Origin of the sequence: Thermoproteus uzoniensis 768-20 (assembly GCF_000193375.1) — an archaeon.
In the GTDB taxonomy this organism is placed as follows: domain Archaea; phylum Thermoproteota; class Thermoprotei; order Thermoproteales; family Thermoproteaceae; genus Thermoproteus; species Thermoproteus uzoniensis_A.
Map to the genome: position 1 here is coordinate 1,837,049 of NC_015315.1, position 24,648 is coordinate 1,861,696.

At 61.2% G+C, this 24,648-nt stretch carries 27 protein-coding genes and 1 tRNA gene; 18 read left to right on the forward strand and 10 right to left on the reverse strand.

From position 1 onward, the window contains the following. The first annotated feature begins 58 nt into the window (after positions 1–58). Genes TUZN_RS10340 through pdo form a run of 6 tightly spaced genes read left to right on the forward strand, consistent with a single transcriptional unit; the run spans position 59 to position 4,582 of the window. A complete protein-coding gene (locus TUZN_RS10340) occupies positions 59–646 on the forward strand; it encodes a 50S ribosomal protein L6 (RefSeq protein ID WP_052886250.1) in 588 nt (195 codons plus the stop codon). Further along, the gene (locus TUZN_RS10345; protein ID WP_052886251.1) at positions 618–1,058 is read left to right on the forward strand and encodes a thioredoxin family protein; all 441 of its coding nucleotides are present in this window, start codon (positions 618–620) and stop codon (positions 1,056–1,058) included. The genes TUZN_RS10340 and TUZN_RS10345 overlap by 29 nt, the downstream gene beginning before the upstream one ends. 36 nt (positions 1,059–1,094) lie before the next feature. Next, positions 1,095–2,441: an FAD-dependent oxidoreductase gene (locus tag TUZN_RS10350; RefSeq protein ID WP_013680921.1), complete on the forward strand. Its 1,347-nt coding sequence runs from the start codon at positions 1,095–1,097 to the stop codon at positions 2,439–2,441. A 51-nt stretch (positions 2,442–2,492) separates the two neighbouring features. Next, on the forward strand, positions 2,493–3,419 hold the full coding sequence (locus TUZN_RS10355; protein ID WP_013680922.1) for a malate dehydrogenase: 927 nt from the start codon (positions 2,493–2,495) through the stop codon (positions 3,417–3,419). After that, a complete protein-coding gene (locus tag TUZN_RS10360; RefSeq protein WP_013680923.1) occupies positions 3,416–3,823 on the forward strand; it encodes a hypothetical protein in 408 nt (135 codons plus the stop codon). Before TUZN_RS10355 ends, TUZN_RS10360 begins: the two co-directional genes overlap by 4 nt. A gap of 18 nt (positions 3,824–3,841) precedes the next feature. Further along, a complete protein-coding gene (gene pdo, locus TUZN_RS10365) occupies positions 3,842–4,582 on the forward strand; it encodes a protein disulfide oxidoreductase (RefSeq protein WP_052886252.1) in 741 nt (246 codons plus the stop codon). On the opposite strand, the gene TUZN_RS10370 is transcribed toward pdo, so the two are convergent. Continuing rightward, on the reverse strand, positions 4,583–5,827 hold the full coding sequence (locus TUZN_RS10370) for an urease accessory protein UreH domain-containing protein (RefSeq protein ID WP_013680925.1): 1,245 nt from the start codon (positions 5,825–5,827) through the stop codon (positions 4,583–4,585). 32 nt (positions 5,828–5,859) lie between these two features. Between TUZN_RS10370 and TUZN_RS10375 the strand changes: the two genes are divergently transcribed. After that, complete coding sequence (locus TUZN_RS10375) at positions 5,860–6,489, forward strand: hypothetical protein (RefSeq protein WP_013680926.1); 630 nt, start codon at positions 5,860–5,862, stop codon at positions 6,487–6,489. 52 nt (positions 6,490–6,541) lie between these two features. Here TUZN_RS10375 and TUZN_RS11120 read toward each other — a convergent pair. Next, positions 6,542–6,657, reverse strand: a tRNA-Tyr gene (locus TUZN_RS11120). Positions 6,658–6,764: 107 nt separating this feature from the next. Between TUZN_RS11120 and TUZN_RS10380 the strand changes: the two genes are divergently transcribed. The 7 genes from TUZN_RS10380 (at position 6,765) to TUZN_RS10410 (ending at position 12,058) form a co-directional block, all read left to right on the forward strand. Further along, complete coding sequence (locus TUZN_RS10380) at positions 6,765–7,022, forward strand: hypothetical protein (RefSeq protein ID WP_013680927.1); 258 nt, start codon at positions 6,765–6,767, stop codon at positions 7,020–7,022. After that, positions 7,009–7,401, forward strand: coding sequence for a type II toxin-antitoxin system VapC family toxin (locus TUZN_RS10385; RefSeq protein WP_013680928.1), 393 nt, complete (start codon positions 7,009–7,011; stop codon positions 7,399–7,401). The genes TUZN_RS10380 and TUZN_RS10385 overlap by 14 nt, the downstream gene beginning before the upstream one ends. 267 nt (positions 7,402–7,668) lie before the next feature. Beyond that, a complete protein-coding gene (locus TUZN_RS10390; RefSeq protein WP_013680929.1) occupies positions 7,669–8,715 on the forward strand; it encodes a hypothetical protein in 1,047 nt (348 codons plus the stop codon). After that, complete coding sequence (locus tag TUZN_RS10395; protein ID WP_013680930.1) at positions 8,699–9,532, forward strand: hypothetical protein; 834 nt, start codon at positions 8,699–8,701, stop codon at positions 9,530–9,532. The genes TUZN_RS10390 and TUZN_RS10395 overlap by 17 nt, the downstream gene beginning before the upstream one ends. Beyond that, positions 9,529–10,455: an AAA family ATPase gene (locus tag TUZN_RS10400; RefSeq protein WP_013680931.1), complete on the forward strand. Its 927-nt coding sequence runs from the start codon at positions 9,529–9,531 to the stop codon at positions 10,453–10,455. Before TUZN_RS10395 ends, TUZN_RS10400 begins: the two co-directional genes overlap by 4 nt. Beyond that, positions 10,443–11,573, forward strand: a complete 1,131-nt coding sequence (locus TUZN_RS10405) for a DUF58 domain-containing protein (RefSeq protein WP_013680932.1) — start codon at positions 10,443–10,445, stop codon at positions 11,571–11,573. Before TUZN_RS10400 ends, TUZN_RS10405 begins: the two co-directional genes overlap by 13 nt. Then, entirely contained in the window at positions 11,570–12,058 is a 489-nt protein-coding gene (locus TUZN_RS10410; RefSeq protein WP_013680933.1) for a hypothetical protein, read from the forward strand. Before TUZN_RS10405 ends, TUZN_RS10410 begins: the two co-directional genes overlap by 4 nt. 44 nt (positions 12,059–12,102) lie before the next feature. On the opposite strand, the gene TUZN_RS10415 is transcribed toward TUZN_RS10410, so the two are convergent. From TUZN_RS10415 to TUZN_RS10435, 5 genes are all read right to left on the reverse strand, one after another. Next, entirely contained in the window at positions 12,103–12,312 is a 210-nt protein-coding gene (locus TUZN_RS10415; RefSeq protein WP_013680934.1) for a hypothetical protein, read from the reverse strand. 190 nt (positions 12,313–12,502) lie between these two features. Beyond that, positions 12,503–13,330, reverse strand: coding sequence for an HpcH/HpaI aldolase/citrate lyase family protein (locus TUZN_RS10420; RefSeq protein ID WP_013680935.1), 828 nt, complete (start codon positions 13,328–13,330; stop codon positions 12,503–12,505). Then, positions 13,327–14,433 carry a CaiB/BaiF CoA transferase family protein gene (locus tag TUZN_RS10425; protein ID WP_013680936.1) on the reverse strand — a complete coding sequence of 369 codons (1,107 nt, stop codon included), beginning with the start codon at positions 14,431–14,433 and terminating at the stop codon, positions 13,327–13,329. Before TUZN_RS10425 ends, TUZN_RS10420 begins: the two co-directional genes overlap by 4 nt. Beyond that, complete coding sequence (locus TUZN_RS10430; RefSeq protein ID WP_013680937.1) at positions 14,417–16,084, reverse strand: acyl-CoA synthetase; 1,668 nt, start codon at positions 16,082–16,084, stop codon at positions 14,417–14,419. Before TUZN_RS10430 ends, TUZN_RS10425 begins: the two co-directional genes overlap by 17 nt. Beyond that, the gene (locus TUZN_RS10435; RefSeq protein ID WP_013680938.1) at positions 16,081–17,367 is read right to left on the reverse strand and encodes an MFS transporter; all 1,287 of its coding nucleotides are present in this window, start codon (positions 17,365–17,367) and stop codon (positions 16,081–16,083) included. The genes TUZN_RS10430 and TUZN_RS10435 overlap by 4 nt, the downstream gene beginning before the upstream one ends. Positions 17,368–17,536: 169 nt before the next feature. On the opposite strand from TUZN_RS10435, the gene TUZN_RS10440 reads away from it, so the two are divergent. Both TUZN_RS10440 and TUZN_RS10445 read left to right on the forward strand, forming a co-directional pair. Next, positions 17,537–18,115, forward strand: a complete 579-nt coding sequence (locus TUZN_RS10440) for a class I SAM-dependent methyltransferase (protein ID WP_052886253.1) — start codon at positions 17,537–17,539, stop codon at positions 18,113–18,115. A gap of 15 nt (positions 18,116–18,130) precedes the next feature. Beyond that, positions 18,131–19,537, forward strand: a complete 1,407-nt coding sequence (locus TUZN_RS10445) for an elongator complex protein 3 (protein ID WP_013680940.1) — start codon at positions 18,131–18,133, stop codon at positions 19,535–19,537. Here TUZN_RS10445 and TUZN_RS10450 read toward each other — a convergent pair. After that, on the reverse strand, positions 19,534–21,966 hold the full coding sequence (locus tag TUZN_RS10450; RefSeq protein ID WP_237698233.1) for a WD40 repeat domain-containing protein: 2,433 nt from the start codon (positions 21,964–21,966) through the stop codon (positions 19,534–19,536). The genes TUZN_RS10445 and TUZN_RS10450 overlap by 4 nt on opposite strands. Before the next feature lie 173 nt (positions 21,967–22,139). Next, complete coding sequence (locus tag TUZN_RS10455; protein WP_013680942.1) at positions 22,140–23,267, reverse strand: SufD family Fe-S cluster assembly protein; 1,128 nt, start codon at positions 23,265–23,267, stop codon at positions 22,140–22,142. Positions 23,268–23,303: 36 nt separating this feature from the next. Between TUZN_RS10455 and TUZN_RS10460 the strand changes: the two genes are divergently transcribed. After that, complete coding sequence (locus tag TUZN_RS10460; protein WP_013680943.1) at positions 23,304–23,714, forward strand: bis(5'-nucleosyl)-tetraphosphatase; 411 nt, start codon at positions 23,304–23,306, stop codon at positions 23,712–23,714. A 2-nt stretch (positions 23,715–23,716) separates the two neighbouring features. Then, the gene (locus tag TUZN_RS10465; protein ID WP_013680944.1) at positions 23,717–24,136 is read left to right on the forward strand and encodes a hemerythrin domain-containing protein; all 420 of its coding nucleotides are present in this window, start codon (positions 23,717–23,719) and stop codon (positions 24,134–24,136) included. On the opposite strand, the gene TUZN_RS10470 is transcribed toward TUZN_RS10465, so the two are convergent. Continuing rightward, entirely contained in the window at positions 24,133–24,627 is a 495-nt protein-coding gene (locus tag TUZN_RS10470) for a hypothetical protein (protein WP_148678647.1), read from the reverse strand. The genes TUZN_RS10465 and TUZN_RS10470 overlap by 4 nt on opposite strands. Positions 24,628–24,648: the final 21 nt, after the last annotated feature.

The window sequence follows — 24,648 nt, forward strand, 5'->3', positions numbered from 1 at the left end:
TTTATTGTTTACGGTCCGGCGCGGTTCAAAATTTATAATACGGCCTCTTCGTAGGGCCGTGCACGTCCCCTACGCCCGCGAAGAGCTGGAGGTTCCTCAAGGAGTCTCCGTGTCGGTGGAGAAGATAGGGCTTTTCGACTACAAGGTGGCGGTCAAGGGACCTCTGGGCTCTATCGAGAGAGTCTACAGAAATGTCCCGGTCTCCATATCCATGTCGGAGGGCAAGATCGTGCTGGAGGTCTTCGGGGCCAGGAAGAGGGAGTACGCAATACTGGGCACGATAAAGGGCGAGCTGAAGAACGCCTTCTTGGGCGTCACCAGAGGGTGGAGGTACAAGCTCAAGATAATATACACTCACTTCCCTATGTTGGTCAAGGTACAGGGAAGCCAGCTCACCATAGAGAACTTCCTCGGCAGGAAGTCCAAAATTGTGCTCGAGATACCTAAGTCCGTGAAGGTCCAGCTACAGGGGAAGGAGGACATAGTCGTCGAGGGGATAGACCGCGACGTCGTCAGCCAGTTCGCGGCCAATATCCAGAGGGCGACCGAGCTCCACGGAGACGAGAAGCCGGCACCGCACGGCCGCGAGGGAGGCCTCGGAGTGGTCGACGGCATATATGTCTACGGAGTCGAACACGTCAAGTGAGCTGGAGGCGATACTCAGAAGGAAGGCCCTCCAGCTCCTGTCCGGCGGCCGGCGTTGTTGCTCGGTGAAGTATCCCGTCGGCTATGTGTTGAACAGCGTGGAGGAGCTGGGCGAGGCGGTCAAGAGCTGTAGGGCGGCCTTTGTGATGTTCTTCGGGAGGACTTGTCCCTACTGCAGAGCGTTCGACCCCATATTCAGACATGTAGGCGCGAAATACGCAGATCTGGCCAACTTCGTCAAGGCCGAGGTGGAGAGGTTTGCCTTCACCGCGTCAGCGCTGGGGGTTATGGGTACTCCGACAACATTCGCGTTCGTGGACGGCGAGCCTGCCGAGGCACTGCCCGGCTTCGCCATAGCCCCCGTCTTCGAACAATTCGTCCAGCGGAATCTGCGGAGCGCCCGTTGCGGCTAGGGGCCAACTGATTTAAATACACAATACGCCGGCTGTATGGTCAGGGTAGTCATAATAGGCGGGGGAGCGGCCGGCGCGTCTGCGGCCGCTAGGGCCAGGAGGCTCGACCCCAACGCCGAGATTGTCATGGTGGAGGCCGGCTCAATGATCACCCACGCCCCCTGCGGCATACCCTACGCCGTCAGCGGCGTGGTGGCCGACTACAAGAGCCTCATGACCTATACGCCCGAGGAGTTCGAGAAAGAGAGGAATATAAAGGTGCTCATAAACGCCAAGGCGGTAGACGTAGACCCCGACAAGAGGACGGTGACGGTCGTCAGAGGCGGGAGGAGCGAGACGTTGCAGTGGGACAAGCTGATAGTGGCCACGGGGGCCAAGCCTCTCGTGCCCAAGATCCCCGGCGTCGATCTGCCCGGCATATTGACGGTGCGGTTGCCCGACGACGTGCCTCTGCTGAAGTCGGAGCTCGCAGACGCGTCGACGGTCGGCATAGTCGGCGGCGGGTACATAGGCGTGGAGATGGCGGAGGCCCTCCTCCATCTAGGCAAGAAGGTGATCCTCTTCGAGATGATGGACAGACTGCTCCCGGCGGCCCTAGACGCCGATATGTCCTCCGTATTGGCCGAGGAGATGAAGAAGCGCGGCGTGGATCTCCACTTGGGCGAGAAGGTGGTGGAGTTCAGGGGATTCGGCGGGAAGGTCTCGGCGGTTGTGACGGAGAAGGGCGAGTATAAGGTCGATAAGGTGATACTCGCCGTGGGCGTCAAGCCCGACGCGGACCTCGCGTTGAAGGCCGGCGCGAAGCTGGGCGAAACCGGCGCGGTCGCTGTCAACGAATACATGGAGACCGGCGCTCCCGACGTCTACGCCGCAGGCGATGTGGCTGAGAAGGTTCACAGAGTCACCGGCCGCAAGGTCTGGATACCGCTTGCCCCCTCCGCCAATAAGGAGGGGCAGGTGGCCGGCGGCAACGCAGTCAAGGGGAGGGTCTTGAGGTTCCCCGGCGTGGTGGGCACCGCGGTCACCAAGTTCTTCGACCTGTACGTAGCGAGGACCGGCTTGAGCGAGGAGGAGGCGCAGAAGCTCGGCATCAAGTACGACAAGGCGGTGATCAAGGCGAGGACAAAGGCCCAGTACTACCCCGGCTATGCCCCAGTCCACGTGAAGATGTTGGCGGATCAGTCCGGGAGGATTCTGGGAGTCCAAGTGCTCGGCTGGGACCACATAGTGGCGGCCTACGCCGATATAGCGGCGGTGGCCGTAGAGCGCGGCGCCACTATAGAGGATCTGTTCTTCGCCGATATAGGCTACATGCCCGCCACGGCGCCTGTGTGGCATCCGTTGATAGTTGCGGCTAGGGTTTTATCAAGAGGCAAACTTTGAGGTGTGGCAAGTCGTAGCTGATTGTTATAAACAAGCCGGTTTCTAGACATTATGATAACGGTTATAGGAAGCGGGAGGGTAGGCGCAACTACGGCCGCCATGTTGGGCCTCCTAGGCATCGACAACAAGATAGTGCTGATAGATATCGTGAAGGGCCTCCCGCAAGGCGAGGCCCTCGACTTGAACCACATGTCGTCCATATTGGGCCTCGACGTGTACTACGTCGGCTCCAACGACAACGCGGACATGAGGGGTAGCGACCTCGTCATAGTGACGGCAGGTCTTGCGAGGAAGCCGGGCATGACTAGAGAGCAGCTGTTGGGCCAGAACGCCGATATTGTGTACGGCATAGGGAAGGATATAGCTAAGTACGCCCCGGACTCCGTAGTGATTCTGACGACCAACCCGCTGGACGCTATGACGTACGTCATGTGGAAGGCGACCGGCTTCCCGCGCGAGAGGGTTATAGGCTTCAGCGGGGTGCTAGACGGCGGCAGGCTGGCGTTCTACGCAGGCCAGAAGCTCGGCATATCTCCTGCCTCGATTATACCGATCGTGTTGGGGCAACACGGAGAGAGCATGTTCCCGGTTCCCAGCAAGAGCTTCGTCTACGGGGTGCCGTTGGACAAGTTGCTCAAGCCCGAGGAGATCAAGGAAGTGGTCGACGAGACGGTCAAGGCAGGCGCCAGAATAACCGAGCTCAGAGGCTTCTCCTCCAACTGGGGCCCGGGCGCGGGCGTCGCCCTCATGGCCAAGGCAGTCAAGAGGGACGAGAGGAGGGCCTTGATAGCCTCGGTGGTCCTCAAAGGCGAGTACGGCGTCACTGATGTGCCGGTCGAGGTCCCCGTAGTGTTGGGGAGAGGCGGGGCGGTGAAGGTGTTGGAGGTCGAGCTCGGCGCAGAGGAGAAGGCCAAGTTCGCCCAAAGCGTCGAGGCCATACGCAAACTATTAAACTCGTTGCCGGACAAATATAGGTGAGCGAGGTAATAGTCGAGATCCAAGGCCCTCTGGTTTTCAGACTCGTCCACGACAGGGAGCTGGGATATCTATACGCTCACATACCGGTGAGCAAGAGGCTATCGGGGGCTGTCGTCAGAGAGATAAGGACGGCGACGCACGACCCGTGGCGCTACGTGGAGGGCGTGGGGCTCCTCCTCGACATATCGGCGTGGACTAACGAGAGCGATCTCGACCCGCAGACGGTCGGCAAGGCTCTAGAGGCGAAGTATAAGGAGATCTTGGACTCCATAAAGAAGATAATCGACGAGGCCGGCGAGGCTAAGCCCAAACGGAAGAAGAGGAGAGGACGGAGGAAGTCGAGAAAGTCGAAGAGGTCTAAGTCCAAGAGGAGTAGAAAGAAGGGTCGAAAAAGTAAAAAATGACATACGGATAGAGGGTCCATGGCCGAAGCAACGCCAATAGGACCCGCACCAGCCGAGGTGCCTCATATTGAGGTCGACGAGGAGACGAAGGAGATAATAAAGGAGACGCTATCCCAGATGGATTCCCCCGTCGAGGTCAACTTCTTCCACAGCAACGACTGCGGGGGGAGGGAGACCAACTGGTGCGTCCCCACCGAGGAGTTGCTCGATCTATTGGGCCAGCTCGCTCCGCCCGAGAAGCTGATAATCAAGAAGTACGACGTAGTGAAGGACCGAGACGCCGTGGCTAAATTCGGAGTCGAGCCCACCAGAATACCCGCGGTGTATTTCGGAGACGGCTTCATAAAGTATTGGGGGGCGCCGCTAGGCGAGGAGGTGAGGGCCTTTATAGAGACCATAGTGAGGCTCTCAACCAAACGCACGGGCTTAAGAGCTAGGACCAAAAACGAGCTGGCCGCTCTGGCCGAGAAGGCCCAGAAGAGGGTCTACGTGATGACTGTCGTGACGCCGTCGTGCCCCTACTGCCCATACGCCGTCCTGCTGGCCAACATGTTCGCCTACGAGAGCAAGGGGAAGGTTGTCTCGATAATGGTCGAGGCCTATGAAAACCCCGATATAGCGGACCAGTATGGAGTGACGGGCGTGCCTGCGGTCATACTCATGCGCGAGGGCGACCCCATGGGCAATATGGAGTTCGTGGGCGTCCCGCCCGAACACGAGCTGTTGGCCCGCGTCAAGGAGTACGCGGGAGTCCAGTAATTAGATAAAGCTCTGTAGCTTCCCGAAAACCACGCTCCACAGACCTAAGCCGGCCGCCTCGCCCAGCAAGAGGATCCCCAACGCTATGGAGGCGATCCCTACTACGAGCTCGAGCCTCCTGCCCCACTTGCTCAAGCCCATAGACCTCACCGCGGCCTTCTTGCCCCACCTAGATATGGCCTTAAGTATCGCGTAGAGCGCGGCCGCGAGCCCCAGCGCATACGCCAGCATAATGGCGAAGCCGTCTAGGAAATTGCCGGACACAAGCGCCGAGACCGCGGCTAGGCCCATGAAAGGCGCTATGCACGGAGTCCAGACAGCCCCCAGCGACAGGCCGAGCGCGAAGTCACCGGCCCCCCTAGCCGCCTTGGAGGCTTTGGTCTGGAGGCCCGACATGGCCACCACGAACCTCCTCTCGAGCGGGGGGACCACCAGAAGAAGGCCCAACATGAGTAGCACAGCGCCTCCCGCGCCCTCTAGGGCAACTCTAAAGCCCGACGCGGCTTGGCCCAACGCCGATACGAGGACGCCGAAGGCGCTGAACGAGAGGACCATGCCTGCGAGGACCTTCCAGAGGCTGCGGCGTGCGGCCACGGCGACGGCCCCGACGGTCAAGACGGGGAGGACGCAGGGAGAGAATACGCTGGCGGCGCCAACCGCGAAGGCGACCGGGAGAGCCAACAACGGCTGTACGCCGCTCTGGGCCGTCGTCGCGACGGGCGGCCGGACCCCGACGGTCTCCGTAGGGACCGCGAAGCCGGATAGGATCAGGAACTCCAGGAAGCCCTGCGGCGGAAGGCCGCCCAAGAGAAGGCCTTTGAGATACAGCTTGCCCCCTATGTCGTAGCCCACTAACATAGTGGGGGTTCCCAATATGGGTACTTGATAGGGGCCGTAGTAGGGCTTCGTGTAGCCCGCCTGCCCGTTCTCCACGACAAACACAGAGCCGTTTATGTATACGGGTATAGAGCTCACTGGGACGTAGGTTATATCTATGGCGACGAGGTTGAAGCCGGAGAGGGCGGACGCCACGGTCGAGTTCGTGAAGACCTGCGTCTTCATGTACTCGCAAGCGGGGCACCCCTCCTCGTCTACGAACACGAAGGTCGGGCCTTGATGGGACGCCAGATAGGAGCTCAAGTCCTGCAGGCTGGAGGCCTCGTAAAACTTCAAGCCGCCTATCTGAACTAGAGACCCCGCGAAGGCGATGGCCGCAAGGAGCAGGAGGAGGACCGGCGACCGCATTCCCAAAATCGTTTATACCAATATTAATTTTTATGGACGCGTTGAGGAGGGTGGCGGAGGCCTCCTCGGAGGGGCCTCTCTGGAGGGCCTACGTGGCCGCCAAGCACGTTGTTGAGGCCGCAGCCCGTGCCGTGGTCGAAATGGGCCTTCCGAGACCTGCCAGATGCGAGGATCTGCCCCGAGTATTGGCAGGCGCGTTGCTGGACGCCGCCGACGCGGCGAAGCTCGCCGAGGTCGTCAAAGCCGCCAAGACTATGCACAGAGTCCGGGACAGAGCCTACGCCGAGAAGATAGCCGAAGACGCCGTGAGGCTTCTGGAGAAATTAATTAAGGGCGTCAAGAGGAGGTACCCCGATCTGCGGACCGGCGAGGGCTTCAGATACGCCTTGAAGGCCGCGCGGGTGAAGGCGGCGTACTCCCTCGGGCCCAACACGGTGGCCGTCAGGCCCGAGAAGCCGCTGAGCGTGGAGGAGAGGATGCGGCTGGCCGTAGACCTATCGGCGGAGCTCGGGATACCTCCGGAGAAGCTCGTCGTAGCAGACGCAAGCGAGCCGGGCGTGCTCGAGGAGCTCGTCAGGACTGGAAGGCTTCTATACGCGGAGGACCTAGATGAGGAGATAATGTGGCTCGCCGAGAGATACACGGAATACATATGTTGTTAGGGAGCGCATGTTTTGGAGCCCTGAAGCGGCGACATAAAACCGGCGCGATCAGTCGGCCCGCCGGGATTCGAACCCGGGACCGCCCGTTACAGGTCCTGGGGGCTTTCTGGAGGTGTACCCCCAGGGGCTGTCTACAGCCGGGCGCTCTCACCGCTGAGCTACGGGCCGTATCGCCGGCGTATCTCTACTCGCTGTTTTTAAAAATTTTTCTCCGATTCAGCCCGGCGGCTATTTTACCGGCTTCTGGTTTTTATAGTACTAAAGTACTTAAGTACATGAGTGAGAAGGAGGTCATCAAGGTGGAGATACCTAGGTGGCTTGCCGAAAGGCTGAGGAGGTATGCGGCCGAGAGATACGGCGTGAGGAGGGGGGCGCTTTCGCGCGCCGTCGTGGAGATACTGGAGAGGGAGCTCGGCGGGCCTGCCGAGGGGGGTGGGCTCGATCGGCTTGTGGGCCTCGGGCTGAGCTCCGATCTGGAGTGGGGCGGCGAGGATCTGGGAGAGGCTCTGCGGAGGCGCCATGTATCTAATTGACGCCAACGTGTTTCTGGAGCTCCTATATAGGCGGCAGAGGTGGCGCGAGTCCTACCGCTTTCTGGAGCGCGTGAGGGCGGGGGACGTCAAGGCGTACGTCCTCCAGTTCGCCCTACACGGGATCTCGGCGATTTTGGGAAAGCCGGAGCTCGTCAAGGTTTTCTTGGCCGAGATCTCGACGTGGCGTGGGCTCGACGTGATAAGGAGCGACGTAGCGGACGAGATAAGGGCGGCGGAGGAGGCGGTGCGTGTCGGCTTGGACTTCGACGACGGGATTCACTATTTCTACGCCAAGAGGCTCGGCTTGACCTTAGTGAGCTTCGACAAGGACTTCGACAAGACAGACTTAAAGAGGCTGGAGCCCGGAGAAATTGCGTAGGCTGGGCGCCTACACGCGCCGCGCCTCCGGCTAGTCGGCATCTGCCCAAGCCAGCCCGCGGGCGTCGCTATATTGGCCAGACGCCGGGGGCGCGCGCCTAGGTCTTCTGCATGCCCGGCCCAAGACCGATCAGAAACACGCCGCCGGGGCTACGCGGTCCCCTACTGTGTCCCTTCGGCGGGTCCTAGACGGCAAGCCCGCCGTCTATAAGGCGGCTGGCGCATTGGGGCCACCTCTTAATTTTTATCCCGGCCGACACACTAGATTGTGAGGAGATACGTCGTGTTCGCGCTCGCGGTTCTCTTCGCCTATTCCGTCTACTCGCTCCTCTCTCCCTCCCTCGCCGTCGGGGGCGGCCTGGGCGCGCTGCCTCTCAGCTCGGGCATGCCTGTATTGATATCGCCGGCGAATGCCTTGAGCCTGCGCGTCTCCAGCCCTCTGCTGGACTACCTATTGGCCTTCATATACCTCCTCTTCGCAGTATTGGCGTGGCTCGCGTACCAGATATCGCTACTCCTCGCGCACCTACTACGCCTAATGCCGTTGCCTTCGCTCGTCAACAGCACTCCGGCGACGGGCGTCCCTCCCACGTCGACTACTCCGCCTATAGGTGGAGGGGGCGGAGGGGCGCCCTCGGGCACGGGCAACGCGCCCACCGCCATCAACGTGCCCATTCCTCTAGTGCTGGCGGCGATCGCCGTCCTCGCCGTCGTGGCGTTGTTGGCCGGAGCGCGGCGGAGGCAGATCTCGGGCGCCGCCAGCGCCGAGGCGGGCGGCCAGGCGCAGCCGGCGGAGCCTCTAGAGCCTACTAAGATCGCCGAGGCGTTCAGACCGGCCGGCCCTCCGGAAGTCTCGGCCGATTTGCCTCCGCCGGTTAGGCCCCGGTTAGTCAGATGGCCTCTCGCCGACGACGTGCCTCCCGTATGGCCTCTGGGGAGGCCTCTGGTGGTGGAGCCCGCCTACGAAGGCGTCGACATCGCGGCCTCGGGATGCGCCTCGGCGCCGTCCACAGGCGCCTTGGTGCTCTCCTCGGATAAGCCCTGTCTGGGGCGCGTGGTCGCCAGGCGGGGCGGCGAGGAGGAGGACCTGTCGGTCAAGTTCTCCGACCTCCACAGAGAGATAGCCAACTCCTTCCACGAGGCGTTCAAGTCCGCTCCGGGCTGGATGACGGCGAGGGAGATAATGGCCCAATTGGGCGCCCCTCCGGACGTGGTGGAGATTTTCGAGAAGGCGGCGTACAGCGATCTGCCCCTGGACTACGACGAATTCGCCAAGTTCTACAGATGGCTTAGAGGCCATGAAGGCCGTATATAGCTACGCCGCCTCCGCGGCCATAGCACTGCTCGCGTTGTTGTTGCCGTTGCCTCTGGCGGAGCTGGCGCTTTCGCTCTCTCTGGCGATAGCCGCGAGGGCTCTCGGCGGAATTAAGGCCGTCGTCCCCGCAACCGCCGCGGCGTATTTAGCAGTAAGGGGGTTCGTGAACCTCTTCGTCGTAGGCGCGGCGTGGGCCGTGGAGCCTCTCCCTCTCCTCGCCGCTGGCTACTACCTGGCGAGATCCTCGGAGGCCAGATCTCTGTACCTCTTCGCCGCCTCGCGGGCGCTCTACTTCGCCGCCGTTCTGGTCTTCCTCACCGCTCCCTTCCTCCCCGGCTGGGCGAGGGCTCTCTGGATTCCCGCCCTGCTTCTGGCCGTGGGGAGCCCTCTGAGGCGGGCCGGCGGCTCGGCGAGGTTGGCGGGGCTTTCTCTAACCGCGGCCGGCCTCATGCTGGCCGTCGCGTTCCTCGTGTCGCCTCTGTCCGAGGAGGCCTCAAACGATATAATATACATCGCGTTGATTGGCGTGCCCGCGGTGGCTTTAGTGGCGGGGAGGGGAGAGGGGGAGGAATATATACCGACGCCGTCCAGTATATCTATCGCGGCCGACGACAGGCGGTTTAGGGAAGCCGCCGAGGAGTACGTGGAGAGGGGCAGGGCGGAGGCCGTCATAGCGATAATATCCTACGCCTACGCCTTGGCCGGACTGCCCGTGGAGGCGGCCGTGAACGAGGCCCTCGCCCTCAGAGGAGCAAGGGGGAAGAAGGGCAGGAAGAGGGCGCTGGAGTCGGCGTTGTCCAGATTAAAGACGCCATGAGCTTGAGGGAGGCCATAGACGAGATCTCGCGGTACTACGTGGGTGATAGGTCCGTCGTGGAGAAGATAATGGCGGCGCTAGTGGCCGGCGGCCACGTCCTCATAGAGGACGTCCCGGGCGTTGGGAAGACCCTCCTGGCGAAGCTCTTCAGCAGAGTGCTGGGCCTCTCCTACAGGAGGATCCAGTTTACCCCCGACCTCCTCCCCAGCGACATTATAGGGACCAAGGTGTGGCGTAGGGAGCGGGAGGAGTTCGAGACTATAAAGGGCCCCATCTTCACCAACGTCCTCCTCGCCGACGAGATAAACAGAGCGCCGCCGAAGACGCAGGCCGCCTTGCTCGAGGCGATGCAGGAGCTCCAGGTGACTATAGAGGGGGAGACCTACCAGCTGGACAAGCCCTTCTTGGTCCTGGCGACCCAGAACCCGATAGAGCTCGAGGGCACGTACCCCCTGCCTGAGGCCCAGCTCGACAGGTTCATGATACGCCTCTCTCTGGGCTATCCGGACGACAAGAAGCTCCTTAAGGAGAGGCTGGCGTGGCGGTCGGACGACCCCGCGTCGCTGGCCCGCACGGTCCTCAACAAGGAGGCGGTCCTGGCCGCCATGTCGTCTGTGGAGGACGTGGAGGTCGTGGACGAGTTGCTGGAGTACATAGCTCAATTCGCCGCGATAAGAAACGACAGGAGAGTTGCGGCGGGCCCCTCGCCGAGGGCCCTGGCGTCTCTCTTGAAGGCCGCGAGGGCCTACGCTCTCATTCAAGGCAGGAAGTACGTGGTGCCCGACGACGTGAAGGCGCTGGCCGTCGACGTGCTGGCCCACAGAATATACCTCAAGCCTGAGTACAAGCTAGAGGGCGTCGACACGCGGGCCGTGGTGCGCGAGTATCTGTCCAAGATACCTGTGCCGAGATGGAGACGATAGCCCGCTACGCCATAGCGCTCGAGATACCCGCTCTGGCCCTCGCCGTATTTACGCGCAGGCCGGAGCTCCTCCCGGCCGTGATATTCCCCATAGCCTTGTTAGCCCTCTTCTACCTCGTATACGCAAGGGGGTGGCGGGTGGAGGTCTCCGCACAGATCGAGAAAAGGGAGCTAAAAGTTGAGGACCAGCTCTCCTTGAGGATAGAGGCGAGATCCGACGTCCCCGGCGTGCTCCTCTACTCGGCGCTAGACGACAGGAGGCTGGTAGCGACGGAGCCTCCGGCGGGGGCGCTGTACCTATCCCGCAAGTCTTCGGCGACGGCCAGCGCGATTGCTGGATTGCCGGGCCGCTATCCCGTGTCTGGCGTAGACTGGGCGTTCTACCCGTTGACGCTGTCGCGCCCAGTTAGGGGACAGACCCCGGCGGGCGAGGTGGAGGTGAGGCCGTACCTCGCCAAGGCGGGTCTGAGGGCCGCCGCGGCCAGCCTCGGAATGCCGCGTGCGCCGGGCCCGCTCGCCGGTCCCCACTCCACTGAGTTCCTGGAAGTGCGGGAGTACAGGCCTGGGGATCCCTATAAGTTGATAAACTGGAAGGCCTACGCCAGGACTGGCTTGCTATACGTCAACGAGAAGCTGAGGGAGGGGCACAGCACGCTCTACGTGGTGCTAGACGCCAGCTCAAGCTGTAGGGCAGACGCCGTAGGCCACGGCGCATCCATAGCGCTGAGTTTGGCTTACGCCGCCGTCGAGGCCAAGCTCCCCGTGGGCCTCTTCGTGATCCCCAGCGGCGTGTTGCTACCGCCGACGGACTCGCCGGCCGGGCTCAAGCTGATCCGCGAGGCCTTGATGAGGCTGGACCTAAAGCCGCCCAGATACAGCCCGGCCCCGCCTAGGGCAGATACCTACGTCTACATCTCCTGCAGGCCTCAGGCCGAGTATATCGAGAGGCTGTGCCTCAGCGCCAGGAATGTCCTCGTCGTCGAGGTCGCGCCCGCGAGGGGCGCGTTTGCCGAGATCGCCAAGCTCTTCGCGAGTAGGAGGGAGAGGGTGCTCTGCGCCGACAAGATCGTCTGGTCCCCGCCGCTGGAGCCGCCGACGCGCGTGCTCGCCCGCCTATGAGGTACATAACGGCATACCTAGCGGCGACGGCGGCCGCCCTCGTTCTGGCAAGCCTCCCCGGGCTCAGCCCGCTTCCGTTGCTGGCCTCCGCGATCTCGGCGGCAGGCCTCGCGGTCCTGCGCCGCAACGGCCTCCTGTCGGCGGCAGTCTACGTGATAGCCTTCGCGCTCCTCGCTCTGTCGTCCCGGCCGCTTCTGGCGCCTTTGGCCGAGCCGGCGGCGTTTCTGTCGCTCTACGCCTATAGGCTGGGCGAGTTGCGGAGGAGGCTGGCCTTGAGGGGGTACGACTTGGCTGGGGTAGAGGCGGCGTTGTCCAGAGCCGGCTTGACCGTGGCTATTTGGTCCGCCGCGGCTCTCGGCGTGTCGTATCTCCTGTACTTCGCGCTTATAGCGCTTCCACGGCTACCGCCGGCCGTTGCCGTGACGCTCTCCGCGGCCTCCCTCGCAGTAATCCTAATATTGTCCCTAGGACGTACCAGAGGGTGATGTAGGTCGGAGATGCTGACAGGTGATAGGAACGGCAGATCTGACTAGACGATCCTCAGCCCGACGGCCTTTAGGTCCTCGGTGAGACAGGCCCGGCAATACGCCACGACTCTCCCGTCTGATATCCTTATATAGCTGGCCTCCTCCCAAGCCACCTCGGCGCCGCACTTGGCGCATCTGAGCCTGGAGACTCTGAAGGGCGGCTTTCCCCTCGACAGCTCGCCGTTGCGGAGGCGTAGAAGCCAGAAATCCACGATAACTTACTTGTCCATTATAAAAATAAGAATAATAAAATAAAATATTTTTTCAGTTTTATATCAGCACTTCGCCGTAGTCCTCACCGCGCGGAAGCGCCCTTGACTCATCACGGGGCGTTAAACCTCTTAAAATAAAAACAACGCGTGCTTGTGATGAATGCGGGATGTCCCGAGCGGTGAGGGGCCACTACCGGCGCTGAGCCTCTCTCGCCTTCTCTAAGACGCGCTTGGCCAGCTTGTAGTGCACGTTGTCTATCAAGGCGTCGTCGAGCCTAATGGCCCCGCGCCCTTGCCTCAACGCCTCCTCATATGCCGAGACGACCCTCTCAGCCCAAGCGATCTCCTCTGCTGAGGGGCTGAACACCTCGTTGGCTATGGGTATCTGGCTCGGGTGAATCACTTGTTTGCCCACGAAGCCCAACGCCTTTGCCTCGAGGCACTCGCGTCTGAAGCCCTCGGCGTCTTTCAAGTCGAAGAAAACTCTGTCTATGGGATCCGCCCCGTAGGCCGCCGCAGTGGCCACGACCAAGGTCTTTATGGTCTGGTTCCCCACGTAGGCCTTGTAGTCGCCGCCTACGGAGAGGGCGAAGTCCGCCACGCCGTAGGACACCGCCGCCACGCCCTCGCTCCTGACTATGTCCTCTATCCTCAACAAGCCCCTCGCGGTCTCGATCATGGGCTCCACCCTCCTGCCAGTTCCCCTGTAGATGAAGTCCAAGGGGGCCTCAGCCTTGGGGACCACCACGCACTCGACCTTGTCGAGCCGCGAGACCAGATCCATATCGGCGTAGAAATAGGGGGTGTCCAACGGGTTGACCCTGACACACAGCTCCTTGCCGCTCCAGTCCAGCTCGGGCACGAGCCTCGACAAGATCTCCCTGGCTCTGCCCTTCTCCTCGGGCGGCACGGAGTCCTCTAGGTCCAATATCACCGAGTCCGGCCTCAACTCAGCCGCGGCCTTCCTTATCATCCTCTCGTTATTGCCCGGCACGTAGAGCTGGGATCTACGGATCACGCCCTAACGACGCCTCGACCAATTAACTGTTCTATCTCCGAGTCGCCGTAGCCCAACTCCCTGAGCACCTCGCGGGTGTGTTCGCCTATGTTGGGAGCCCTCGCGCCGTGGAGCGAGCCGGGGAGGGGCAACCTCGGCACGCGGACGCCGTCCCTCCCGCCCGCGCTGGTAGTATCCCAAGACGCGTCTTCGTCGGCCGCGGCGGCTCTTATGTCGAGCATCGGCGCGGCAGGCACATCGTGCTCCAATAACAGCCTCAGCAACTCGTCCGTCCTATACCTCGACGTCTCCGCCTCTAGGATCTTATGGAGCTCCTCCCTGTGTTGTACCCTCCCGGCGTTTGTGGAGAACCTGGGGTCGGAGCACGCCACTGACCTCAAGGCCCCACACAGCCTGGCCCATATGGCGTCGTTCGCGACGGCTATGTATATCTCCCCGTCGGCGGTCTTGAAGAGCTCGTAGGGCGCCCAGAAGGGTAATTTATCGCCAGACGCCTCGAAGATCTTGCCGAGGGTCTGAAGGGCGATTATGTAATACCCCAGCCACACCAGATCGCTCTGGAAAAGGCTCACCTCGTAGTAGCCGGGCCTCCGCTGGAGCAGGGCCCAGAGCACGGTCAAGGCGCAGTAGAGCCCGGCCCCCATATCGGTTATAGACGCCGGCAACCTCGCTCCGCCGTTGCTCCACATGACGCCGCTCACGGCCTCGACCAGCGTGCCGAATGCGGGCCAATTGCTCTTGGCGCCTCCGGACGGGTAGCCCTTTATGGAGCAGTGGACCAAGTTCTTGTTGGCCCCGAACAAGACATCTCTGCCGAGCCCCAGCCTCTCGAGGGCGCCCGGCGCCAAGTTCTCCACAAGCACGTCGCTCCTCTCGACGAGCTTCAGGAATATCTCCCTCCCCTCTGGCCTTTTCAGATCCAAGGCCACCGACCTCTTGCCTCTGTTGAGGAACACGAATATGGAGTCGCCCATGACGTCGTCCCGCCTCGTGGGGTCGCCCCCCACCGGCTCTACCTTAACTACGTCGAAGCCGAGCTGGGCCAGGAGGAGGCCGGCGTAGGGGCCCGCTATTACGTGGCCGAGCTCAACCGCCCTGTACATTCCCTCTTTCCATCTCCCTGCGCCTAAGCTCGTAGCGCTTGAGCTTGCCCGTCTCCGTCCTAGGTAGCTGGTCCACGAACTCGATCTCTCTGGGATACGCGTAGGCCGCGAGTCGGCTTTTCACGAAGTTCTGGATATCCCTCTTCAGCTCCTCGCTGGGCTCGACTCCCGGCTTAAGCACGACGAAGGCCTTGACTATCGTGCCGCGGACGGGGTCCGGCTTCCCTATCACGGCGGCTTCAAGGACGGCCGGGTGCTTCGCCACGACCTCCTCTATCTCCTCGGGCCCCAGCCTATAGCCTGCCACCTTGATCACGTCGTCGACCCTCCCCTTGAACCAGAGATAGCCGTCGCCGTCCTTGACCCCAGCGTCGCCTATTATGAACCACCCGTTCTTGATCTTGGCCGCGGTGGCCTCGGGGTTCTTCCAATATCCGAGGAAGGCGACGGGGTCCGGCAACTTGACCGCTATTAGGCCCTCGGATCCCGGCGGCAGCGGCCGCCCCTCTTCGTCCACCACATCCACTACGTGTCCAGGCGCCGGCCTGCCTATAGAGCCAGGCCTGGCCCAGAGCGAGTTGTTTGTAACGACCAGGTTCGTCTCGGTACATCCGTAGAACTCGTTCACCGGCGCCCTAAACGCCTGGGACGCCCACTCGACGAGTTCCCTCCCCGGGGCCTCCCCCGCCGTGCTGACCGCCCTCAACCTTAGGCCGAAGTCCTTGAGGGGTTGCGGGTACTCCCGCCTTATCATCCTCAGGGCTGTCGGTGTTATGAACGCGGCGGTTACGCCGTACTCCTCCATGACCTTAAGGGCGTCGCCTGCGCTGAATCCGCGGGATCTCCTGTAGGCCACGACGGGCCTCCCGAAGTAGAGCGACGGCAGGACCACGTCGCCGAGGGCGCCTATCCAGCCCCAGTCTGCGTTGGTCCAAAACACGTCGTCTTCCCGAGGAGCCATTTCGAAGTACAGCTGATATGTAGGCACGTGCCCCAGCAGGAATCTGTGGGCGTGTAGGACGCCCTTAGGAGGACCGGTACTGCCCGACGTGTAGAAGAGCTGGGCCGGATCCTCGCTTCTGGTGGCGACCGCGTCGATACGCCGACCCGACCTCGACTGATCCTCGAGGGAATACTCCTTGCCGCCTCTGGGCTCGGAACCCACCACATATATGGCCCTTAGGTGTTCTATCTTGCTGACAGCGTCGAGGACGTCCCTCCTCGCCCCCTCGGCTATCAGGGCCTTGGCGCCGCTGTGCCTCAGCCGGTACTCTACCCCCTCCGTGCCTATAAGCGGCGAGATGGAGAGAGCTATAGCCCCCAGCCTATAGATAGCGCTCAGCGCCACCACGACCTCGGGGCGCGGCTGCAGATACACGCCGACGACGTCGCCCCTCCCGACCCCTATATCCCTTAAGGAGCTCGCCAGTCCGTCCGACAGCTTTTTCAATTCGCCGAAGGTGAGCGAGTATCTGTTCCCCTCGTCGTCTAGGTAGTAGATCGCCAGCCTGTCGCCGAATCCTCTTTCCACATTACGGTCTATAATAGCATAGCCTATATTGAAATATTCAGGTATATTCCATTTAAAACTAGAATATAATTCATTATATGAAGAAAAAGAATATTTCCTTAAGTCTATTTCTTCGCTCATAGAAGCTCTTGGCAACACCTATCCCTAGACAGTAGGACGAACACCAAAGCTATTAGGGCGCCTATTATGGTCACCAGCGATATGGCTGTGACAGTGCCGTAGGTCTGCCCTATCGATTTCAGGAGGTACGTGCTTATATAGGGCGCGAAGGAGCTGAACGCGACGCCTAGGTTTAGGATAAAGCCTATCCCGCTGAACCTGACCTTGGTCTCAATGGTCTCGGCCAGCCAAGCAGGCAAGACGGAGTACTGCGACGAGAATACCATGCCCATGAGAGCTGCCCCTATGACCAAGTTCGCAAGTTGCCCGCCCGCTATAAGTATCCAGATGGGGTAGAGCGTCAAGGCGGCTATGGCGTAATACGTAGCAAGTATCGACTTCCTCTTACCCAGCCTATCGCTGAGATGGCCGAAGAGGGGGCCGAGCAACATCCAGGTTAGGCCAGCAGACAGCGAGGCGAGTATCACGCCCTCTCTCCCGTAGCCCAGTAACGGTAGCAGAGTCCCGAAATAGCCTATGGATCCATAGTATATCAGCGATTCTCCGAATATCACTAAGGTGGCTATTATTACGAAGAGCCAATATCTCCTAAGGAGCGCCAAGAACGGTATACGCTCGACAGCCGGCTTGCCCTTCTTCAGCCAGATCTCGCTTTCTCTAATTTTCCACCTCACGAAGAGGGCAATTGCCAGAGGCACCGCTCCGAACCAGAAAAGTATTCTCCAGCCGTACGCCATCATGGCGTCCTTTGTAGGGGCGAACACTGTGGCGAGGGCGACCGCAGCCGCGGCGAAGACCGACGCAAGCCCGGCGCCGCCTTGCGCAACGCCGCCGAGGAGCCCCCTCATGTTAGGCGGGGCGAACTCTGCAGTTATCGTCAAGCCGCCGGCCCACTCGCCGCCTAGGAAAATGCCTTGGAGTATCCTGAATAGGACGAGGAGCGCCGCGGCCGCCACGCCTATCTGGGCATATGTGGGAAGGAACCCGATGGCCACCGTGACCAGCCCCATGCCCAACAACACGACGAACCACGTTATCTTACGCCCCATCTTATCGCCGATATGGCCCCAGAGTATGGCGCCGAGCGGCCTCGCGAAATAGCCGAGGACCAGCAACAATAAGGTCTCGAGGAGGCTCGCTACATAGTCCGTCTTGGGGAAGAACTGGGTGGCTATATAGGGCGCCGCGTAGATATAGGCGATTAGGTCGTACAGCTCGAAGCCCCAGCCGAGGTTTGCCGAGATCGCTACCTTTATCGCATCGTTGAGTTCTGTTTGGGCCATAGGCAAAAGGTATAAATAATATAAATATTTTCCCTTGTAAGCTATTGTATACCTTTATATATCGTCTTTATTTATATATAATTTATATAATTGACTAGTTAGTGTTGGGCAGATCTAAGGCCGGATTAGATTAGGTGTAAAATATTTTTAGACTTTTGTCGTATTGGACGTGGACTGGGCCCGCGTTGCGAGAGACGCCTATAGGGCCGTCGCCGAGGCCTACGAGGCCTCTAGGAGGCGGCCTCTCCCAACAGCCGACATAGCCGACTTCGGCGATAGGGCGCTCGACCTGGGCTCGGGCCGCGGAGCCCAGCCCGCCTATCTAGAGGCCGCATATAGATATGTGGTCCACTGCGACCTCGCGCCGGAGCTCGTGCCGAGGGGATCCGAGGCGGTGCTCTGCGAGGCGACTGCGTTGCCTTTCAGAGACGGGGCGTTCGACGTGGTCCATGCCGTTGCCGTATATCACCACCTGCCGCCGGGAGTGCTCGGAAGGGCTTTCGCCGAGGCTTTAAGGGTCGGAGGCGCCGTGGTGGCCACCGTGTGGGATCTGTCGGGGAGCGGCGGGGTAGCAAAGCTGGTGCCGTGGCGGTGGCGCGGCGAGGCGCTCCGGGTCTACTACGCCTACGGCATCCGCGACTTGGCCGAGGCCGTCTCTGCGGCAGGCGGCGAGCTCGCCGGCGCGGGCTATATGCGGAGGGGCAGACGCCTAAACGCCTTCGTGGTTGCCTTGAGGCGGAAAAATTAATACCGGCGGATCTACGTGGAGCTCCCTGCGGTGAGGAAGCCCGTCAGGTCGGCCAGCGGCGTCCACGTGGTGGCCTTAATGACTGGGCCTTCGCCGTGTCCCGGTCAGTGCGTCTTCTGCCCGACCGCCAGGGGGGTCCCCAAGTCCTATATGCCGGATTCCCCGGCCGTCATGAGGGCCTCTAGGTCCCGCTACGATCCCTACAGGCAGGTTGTGGCCAGGATATCCAACTACCTGGCGGGGGGCCACAGGCCCAGCAAGATCGAGGCGATAGTTATGGGAGGCACCTTCACTGCGTTGCCCCGTAGCTACCAGTTCTGGTTCGTGGGCAACCTCCTCAAGGCGCTGAACGACTACCCCAATTGGTCCTCGGCCTCGGCCGTAGTCGACATTGAGGCGGAGCAGGCGAGGAACGAGACGGCGGCGCTGAGGCTGGTGGCGTTGACCGTGGAGACGAGGCCGGACTATCTGGAGAGGGGGCAGATAGACGACCTTCTAGAGATGGGCGTAACGAGGGTCGAGATAGGGGTCCAGTCCATATACGACGACGTGCTCTCGTTGGTTAGGCGGGGGCACGGCGTGAAGGAGGTTGTCGAGGCGACGGCCAGATTAAAGGACGCGGCCTACAAGGTCTGCTACCACCTAATGCCGGGCTTGCCGGGGAGCGATCCGGATAGGGACCTCGAGATGTTCCGGACGGTGTTCGAGGACCCGGCATTCAAGCCGGACTGCGTGAAGATATACCCAACCCTTGTGGTCCCCGGCACCGAGCTATACGACTGGTGGAGGTCGGGCCGTTACAGGACGTACGACGAGGAGACTTGGCGTTGGTTGCTGGCCGAGATATACGCGTCTGTGCCGCGCTGGGTGAGAGTCATGAGGCTGGGCAGAGACATACCTCTACACCACGTCGTGGACGGCCCGCGTTGGGGCAACATGAGGGAGGTCGTCGAGGAGGAGATGGAGCGCCGCGGCCTCCATTGTAGCGAGATCAGGTGCAGGGAGGCGGGCATCAAGGCGGTCCACGGCAGGCCCGCCGACGGGAATATAGAGTATAGGCGGCACGTTTACGAGGCCAGCGGAGGCCTGGAGTACTTCTTCGAGGCGGTGGGCCGCGACGACACCCTATACGGAATATTGAGGCTCCGCATACCCGCCAATCCCTGGAGGCCCGAGATCGATCGCCGGACTGCTCTGGTTAGGGAGCTACACGTCTACGGCCCCGAGGTCCCTGTGGGAGCCGACGGAGGGCCTTGGCCGCAACATAAAGGTATAGGCAGAAAATTGATGGCGTTGGCCGAGGAGGCGGCAACCGCCGAGGCGGCGAGGCGCGTGGTCGTGATATCGGGGATCGGGGCGAGGCCCTACTTCGCGAAGCTGGGATATAAGAGGTGCGGGCCCTATATGTGTAAGGAGCTCTAGACCCCGGCCTCCACCTCGGCGGCAGCCCTACGGCGTCTTATAAGTATATAGGCGCCCGCCCCGCCTCCGGCCGCGGCGGCTATAGCTATTAAGGGTATTGGGTTGAGGCTCCATATCGCCGTGTATACGCCGGGCCCTGTTATGACAACCGTAGGCGAGTTGAAGGACTGACCTCCAGGCGCCTCCCATCCCTTGAACTCGTAGAGCAACGGCGGAGGCGACCAGACCTGCGCGGGCGTCACCTCCACGGTCATGGCGGAGCCGGCGTCGGCCCAAGTCTGGGATATAGAGGGCGTCCCGAACCTGCTCTGGAACGTGACTTGGTACTGGGTCTTTGTGGCGTATGTGACGTTCATGGGGCCGTTTACGGCTATTTGGGCCGTAGGCGTCGACGGGCCGGCCTTGCCGTTTATGATCCAGTAGGCGAACGCGGTCCTGACAGAGCCGGAGGAGTTGAGCACCGCGGGGATGTTGAGGGTGGCGGTGGAGCCCCTATCGAGCCAGGCCGACGGCTTGCCGTTGACGGTGCCGGGGGACTTAACAGACACGAGGTACTGGACGGAGTAGACGGGATCTACCGACATGGGGCCCATTACCTGCGCGGTGAAGTTGCCGCTCTCTCCGTTGCTCCACCCTCTGAAGTAGAGCCGCGTGCCGTTATCGAAGTAGTAGACGCTCGGCGCCGCGAACGCAGCGTAGGAGCCCTGGTCGGCCCAAATAGACTGGGACCCGTTCACGGTAGCCGGCCATTTGGTCGTCACCAGGTACTGCAACACGTAATACGCAGTCGTGGTGATGGGATAGGTGGTGACGTACGGGGAATATCCCGAGGCCACCGGGTTGCCGAACTGGTCGTATGCTGTTATGTACACAAGGGCCCACCTGGCGGTTGAGTTTATCTGGACCACTGGGGGCGCGCTTATTCTGTAGACGGCTGTCACCGTCGTGGGGCCGTTTATCTTCACCGCTATGGAGGGCGCCGGTATGTTCACCGGCGTGCCGTTTATCAGCCAGTGGTCCAGCGTCATGTCGGCCGTGGTGCCCGCGCCGGCGGGCCCTCCGAACATCAAGACCTTGACGCTAGGCTGTGCGGCGTATATGGTGGTGCCAGATGCCCAAGTCGGCCCGCTGACCAGGCCGGGCGGATTTACGGAAACTCTGTACTGGAGCTGGTAGTAGATAACTATGGGCTGTTGTAGGTTGCCAGTTATCGTCAACGAGACGTTGTTGAGCGGCGCGCAACGGGACGACTCGGTTAGGTATCTGTACTGCGGGATTATGGACACAGAGCCCACCGGCAATAAGACCTGCGTCGTGTTGGAGACTTTGTAGGTGAAGGTGGTGCCGCCGGACACCACGTCTATGGTCTCGTTGATGCAGGGCTCCGGGCCCGAGATCTCTATGGTCGCGACCGGATCAACTATCTTAACGGTGCCTATTGCGAGGCGCTGGAACTTGACCGCGGTCCAAGTCTCGACCGCGACGGTCAAGCCGTCCCAAGAAACCGCTACGCTGGTCACGGGAGCGCCTGCGTCCCACTCGGCCGCTCTATGGCCGTTCCAGAAGACGACGACCTGTCCGCCGAGCGTCCCCACAACGACTATCGAGCCGTTTCCAGAAACTGCGATGGCTGTGGGGGCGGAGGGCAATAGAGCTGTGTACCAGAGGGAGCCGCCTCTATACACGTAAAGGATGTCGTAGACGCCGACGGCCAACGTGGAGCCGTCTTGGCTCACCGCGGCGGCCACGGCAGGCGTGTTGGTCCCGTACTCGGTTATGGCGCCGGGGGTGAGATCGACGCCGAGAGGCCATATGTATATATGGGGCAACGCGCCCTTGTAGAACGAGACCGCGTAGGGCGGCCCCTTCGGGTTTACGCCTATGTAGAAGACGGAGCCGTTGAGGCTGGCGAGCTGTGACAGAGAGCCGCCGGAGATCTGGTAGAGACCTCCGTTGAACGTGCCCACGTAGAGGGTGTTCCCATCTCTGCTGTACGCTAGATACGTCACGGGCGAGCCTACATTGTATGTCGCTAGGACGCCCTTCTCGCCTAATACTATCACGCGCCCGCCGACTGTGCCGACGGCTACATCGACGCAGTTGGTCGCTACGGCTGTGATGTTGGCGTTGCTGAGGCCGTAGGACCACTCCATGTATCCGTAGGGCGTGAAGAGCGAGACTATGGAGTACTTGGCTAGGATGACCGTGATGTAGGAGGCGTTGGTGGTTGCGGGAGACGTCGTCGACGGGCGAAGGGCGCTGGTTATTGCCTGCAATAAGGTGTAGAGGAAAGACGTGTTGAGGTAGACCTGGTAGATATACGGCCTGTCGGCCATGGCGAGACAGCCGCCGTATGCGTTGGTGGCTATGAGCGGGTAGTGGGCCGGGGTGCTCCAGATAGATCCCCCGTTTTCCGGAACGATATTCACGGAGCCTTGAGTTGCTTGATAAACTATATCTAAACTCTCTGTACCTAACAAATAGGCGTGGGCCAGCGTTGCTCCTAAGACGATAAGCAATAGTACCGGTATTACCCCCTTCATGCCCCTCTCCGCGACCTCTAATATATACTTTACGTTTTACCGACTATGCGAGAGCCGGCTCAGGCCTTAAGCCTCTCCACGTACGGCGAGAGCAGGCGCGAGAGGCCCTCTGTCAGCGACGAGGCGTACTGGTCCACGAGGCTGAGCTCTATCAAGGCGCCTAGATCCGCCTCGGAGAAGCCCCTGGCCCTTAGATAGAAGGCTTTCTCCTCGTCCAGAGAGGCGTCGGCCGCCGAGTGTCTGGCGCCCTCGACGTCTCCCGTGTCTATGTAGAGGATCGGCTGGGTTATGGCCACGGCAGTCTTAGACGCTATGTAGGTGACGCCCTCGGCTATGCTCTCGCTCCACCTCCCCCTCTTGGTGATCCTGCCCAAGGCCCTCTGGACAACCCACGACTCGTCCTTGGCTATGGCGACAAGCCTCACCCTCCCCCTCCCATACTCGCCGTCGTTGACCGCCGAGACGTAGTGGTGCACCCGCGACCTCCCCTTGCCCACCTCAAGCCCCACGACGTCGACGGAGGACTTAGTCCCCTCGACTATATATTCCTCAATTAGGCTGTTCATGGAGCCCAAGGCCGCCAGCGGCCGCGCGACCACCGACGCGTTGCTTCTGACCAACATACGCGACAGCACGTAGTGCGGCCCTCCGCCGGAGATCGAGGCGAACGCTATGTTGATCGAGGCCCCATCGCCCACAGCCCCCTCTATCAGGGCGGAGTTGAGGACGTCGCCCTCGCTCTCGGCTATCACCGAGACGTCGCCCGCGAAGCCGTCGGCGAAGTCGAGCACGATATAGGCCGCCGAAAAGGCCCGGTCGCCACGCGCCGAGATCCGGACGGCTATGGGCGCCTCGGGGGTTCCCGAAAACCGTATATGGACCACCTCGGGCACTCTGGAGGCCACGGCGGCGTTCATCTTGCTATCCAGCTGGATAAGCTTCAAGGGGGCCTCGTCGACGGCCTCGACCTCGACGCCCCTACAAGGCCCAGCCCCCGCGTATCGCCCGTTCAACACGAGGATCTCACAAGGCGCGGCCTTGCCCGATATAGGCGGCGGCTCGGCGCCGTAGCCCTCGTACTTAGTCCAGTCTACGTAGTGCTTTACGCCCGGAGAGTCCGCCATTTCTTGGTAGGGCAACTTCGCCTCCAGTTGTCGCGCGAGCGGTTTCAGCTCGGAGAGCTTCACGGCATTAACGATTTCTATTAATAAAATGGGAGAGGTGTGGAGGTCTCGGCCGGCGCTGTGGTGTTCTACGACGGCGGCGGGGAGGTGGAGTATCTCTTGTTGCTCTATCCGGGGGGCCATTGGGATTTTCCCAAAGGCAATATAGAGCCCGGCGAGGCGCCCGAGCAGACGGCCTTGAGGGAGATAAAGGAGGAGACGGGCCTCGACGTGGAGCTGGTGCCCGGGTTCCGGAGGGAGATAGAGTATTTCTACTACAGAGAGGGGAGGAGGGTGAGGAAGAAGGTTATATATTTCCTGGCGAGAGCCCGGAGCAAGGACGTCAAGATCTCGTGGGAGCACAAAGGATATGTATGGTTGCCGTTCGGCCAGGCGCTGGCCAGGACGACGTTCGAAAACTCGCGGAGGGTGCTGGCGGATGCGCATAATTTTTTAAGGGGGAAGAGGTAGGCGTGGATCTGATAACGCTCCTCAAGATAGAGCACGCGGTCTTCAAGGTCCGTTTCTCTCTCATGTATAGGCTTCCCGACGACGCCTTCTGGGACGAGTTCTCGGCCCTACACCGCTTCGTGGTGGACGTTCACGCGAGGGCCGAGGATCTCTACGTATTTCCGTTGTTTCCCGAGAAGGAGATACATCCCTACGCGGCCGATCATAAATTGATACAATCTCTCGGGGACTATATACTGAGGGAGAAGGATAGGCGGCGTTTCGAGAGGTACGTCTCTGTGGTCACGTACCACAACGACCACGAAGAGCTCGAGGTGTTTCCGAAGGTCGGTAGGCATATCCCCGTGGCCCTAGACGTGATAGAGAAATACGGCGCAGAGAACTACGTGAAGCTCGTCGGGCTGGACCCCCGCCGGTTCTAGGCCTCCTCGACGCTGTAGATCTGGCCCGCCAGAGCCGAGAGGACGGCGCAGTCGCGCGTCATGGCCTCCCACAGCTTGCTCTCGAGCTGGGCCAGCCTGGTTCCCTCCTCCGGCATATAGCGGAGGAGCGCCTTGGCGAGGGCCGCCGCCTTGGCCAAAGGCTCCGGACACCCCAGCCCTCTATTTGCCTGTAAAGATCCGGCGCCTCCCAGCCTCGCCACGACGTCGTCCGGCACCTCAGCCGCCACGGCAACGAACGCGGCCGGATCGTCCAGGGCCTCCCTCGCCTTTCTGACAGTGCTGTCGAGCTCCTCCGCGGCCTTCATGAGCATCTCGAAGTTGTGTTGGCCGAGGGCCTTTCGGAGCGCCGAGAAGAAGGCGGCCTCGTCTGACATAAGCCGCTCCGGCTTCATACCCATGGCCTTCAACTTGGTCAGTATCATAGCCCTCGTCGACTCGTCGAGGTAGGCCAAGAACATGGCTGGTTTCACTAAAGCCGACGCGAGGCTCCA

Bases quoted from the DNA above. Each gene is read 5' to 3' on its own strand.
- TUZN_RS10345 (WP_052886251.1), top strand. From the start codon at position 618: ATGTCTACGGAGTCGAACACGTCAAGTGAGCTGGAGGCGATACTCAGA.
- TUZN_RS10350 (WP_013680921.1), top strand. From the start codon at position 1,095: ATGGTCAGGGTAGTCATAATAGGCGGGGGAGCGGCCGGCGCGTCTGCG.
- TUZN_RS10355 (WP_013680922.1), top strand. From the start codon at position 2,493: ATGATAACGGTTATAGGAAGCGGGAGGGTAGGCGCAACTACGGCCGCC.
- pdo (WP_052886252.1), top strand. From the start codon at position 3,842: ATGGCCGAAGCAACGCCAATAGGACCCGCACCAGCCGAGGTGCCTCAT.
- TUZN_RS10370 (WP_013680925.1), bottom strand. From the start codon at position 5,827: ATGCGGTCGCCGGTCCTCCTCCTGCTCCTTGCGGCCATCGCCTTCGCG.
- TUZN_RS10375 (WP_013680926.1), top strand. From the start codon at position 5,860: ATGGACGCGTTGAGGAGGGTGGCGGAGGCCTCCTCGGAGGGGCCTCTC.
- TUZN_RS10380 (WP_013680927.1), top strand. From the start codon at position 6,765: ATGAGTGAGAAGGAGGTCATCAAGGTGGAGATACCTAGGTGGCTTGCC.
- TUZN_RS10385 (WP_013680928.1), top strand. From the start codon at position 7,009: ATGTATCTAATTGACGCCAACGTGTTTCTGGAGCTCCTATATAGGCGG.
- TUZN_RS10395 (WP_013680930.1), top strand. From the start codon at position 8,699: ATGAAGGCCGTATATAGCTACGCCGCCTCCGCGGCCATAGCACTGCTC.
- TUZN_RS10400 (WP_013680931.1), top strand. From the start codon at position 9,529: ATGAGCTTGAGGGAGGCCATAGACGAGATCTCGCGGTACTACGTGGGT.
- TUZN_RS10405 (WP_013680932.1), top strand. From the start codon at position 10,443: ATGGAGACGATAGCCCGCTACGCCATAGCGCTCGAGATACCCGCTCTG.
- TUZN_RS10410 (WP_013680933.1), top strand. From the start codon at position 11,570: ATGAGGTACATAACGGCATACCTAGCGGCGACGGCGGCCGCCCTCGTT.
- TUZN_RS10425 (WP_013680936.1), bottom strand. From the start codon at position 14,433: ATGTACAGGGCGGTTGAGCTCGGCCACGTAATAGCGGGCCCCTACGCC.
- TUZN_RS10430 (WP_013680937.1), bottom strand. From the start codon at position 16,084: ATGAGCGAAGAAATAGACTTAAGGAAATATTCTTTTTCTTCATATAAT.
- TUZN_RS10435 (WP_013680938.1), bottom strand. From the start codon at position 17,367: ATGGCCCAAACAGAACTCAACGATGCGATAAAGGTAGCGATCTCGGCA.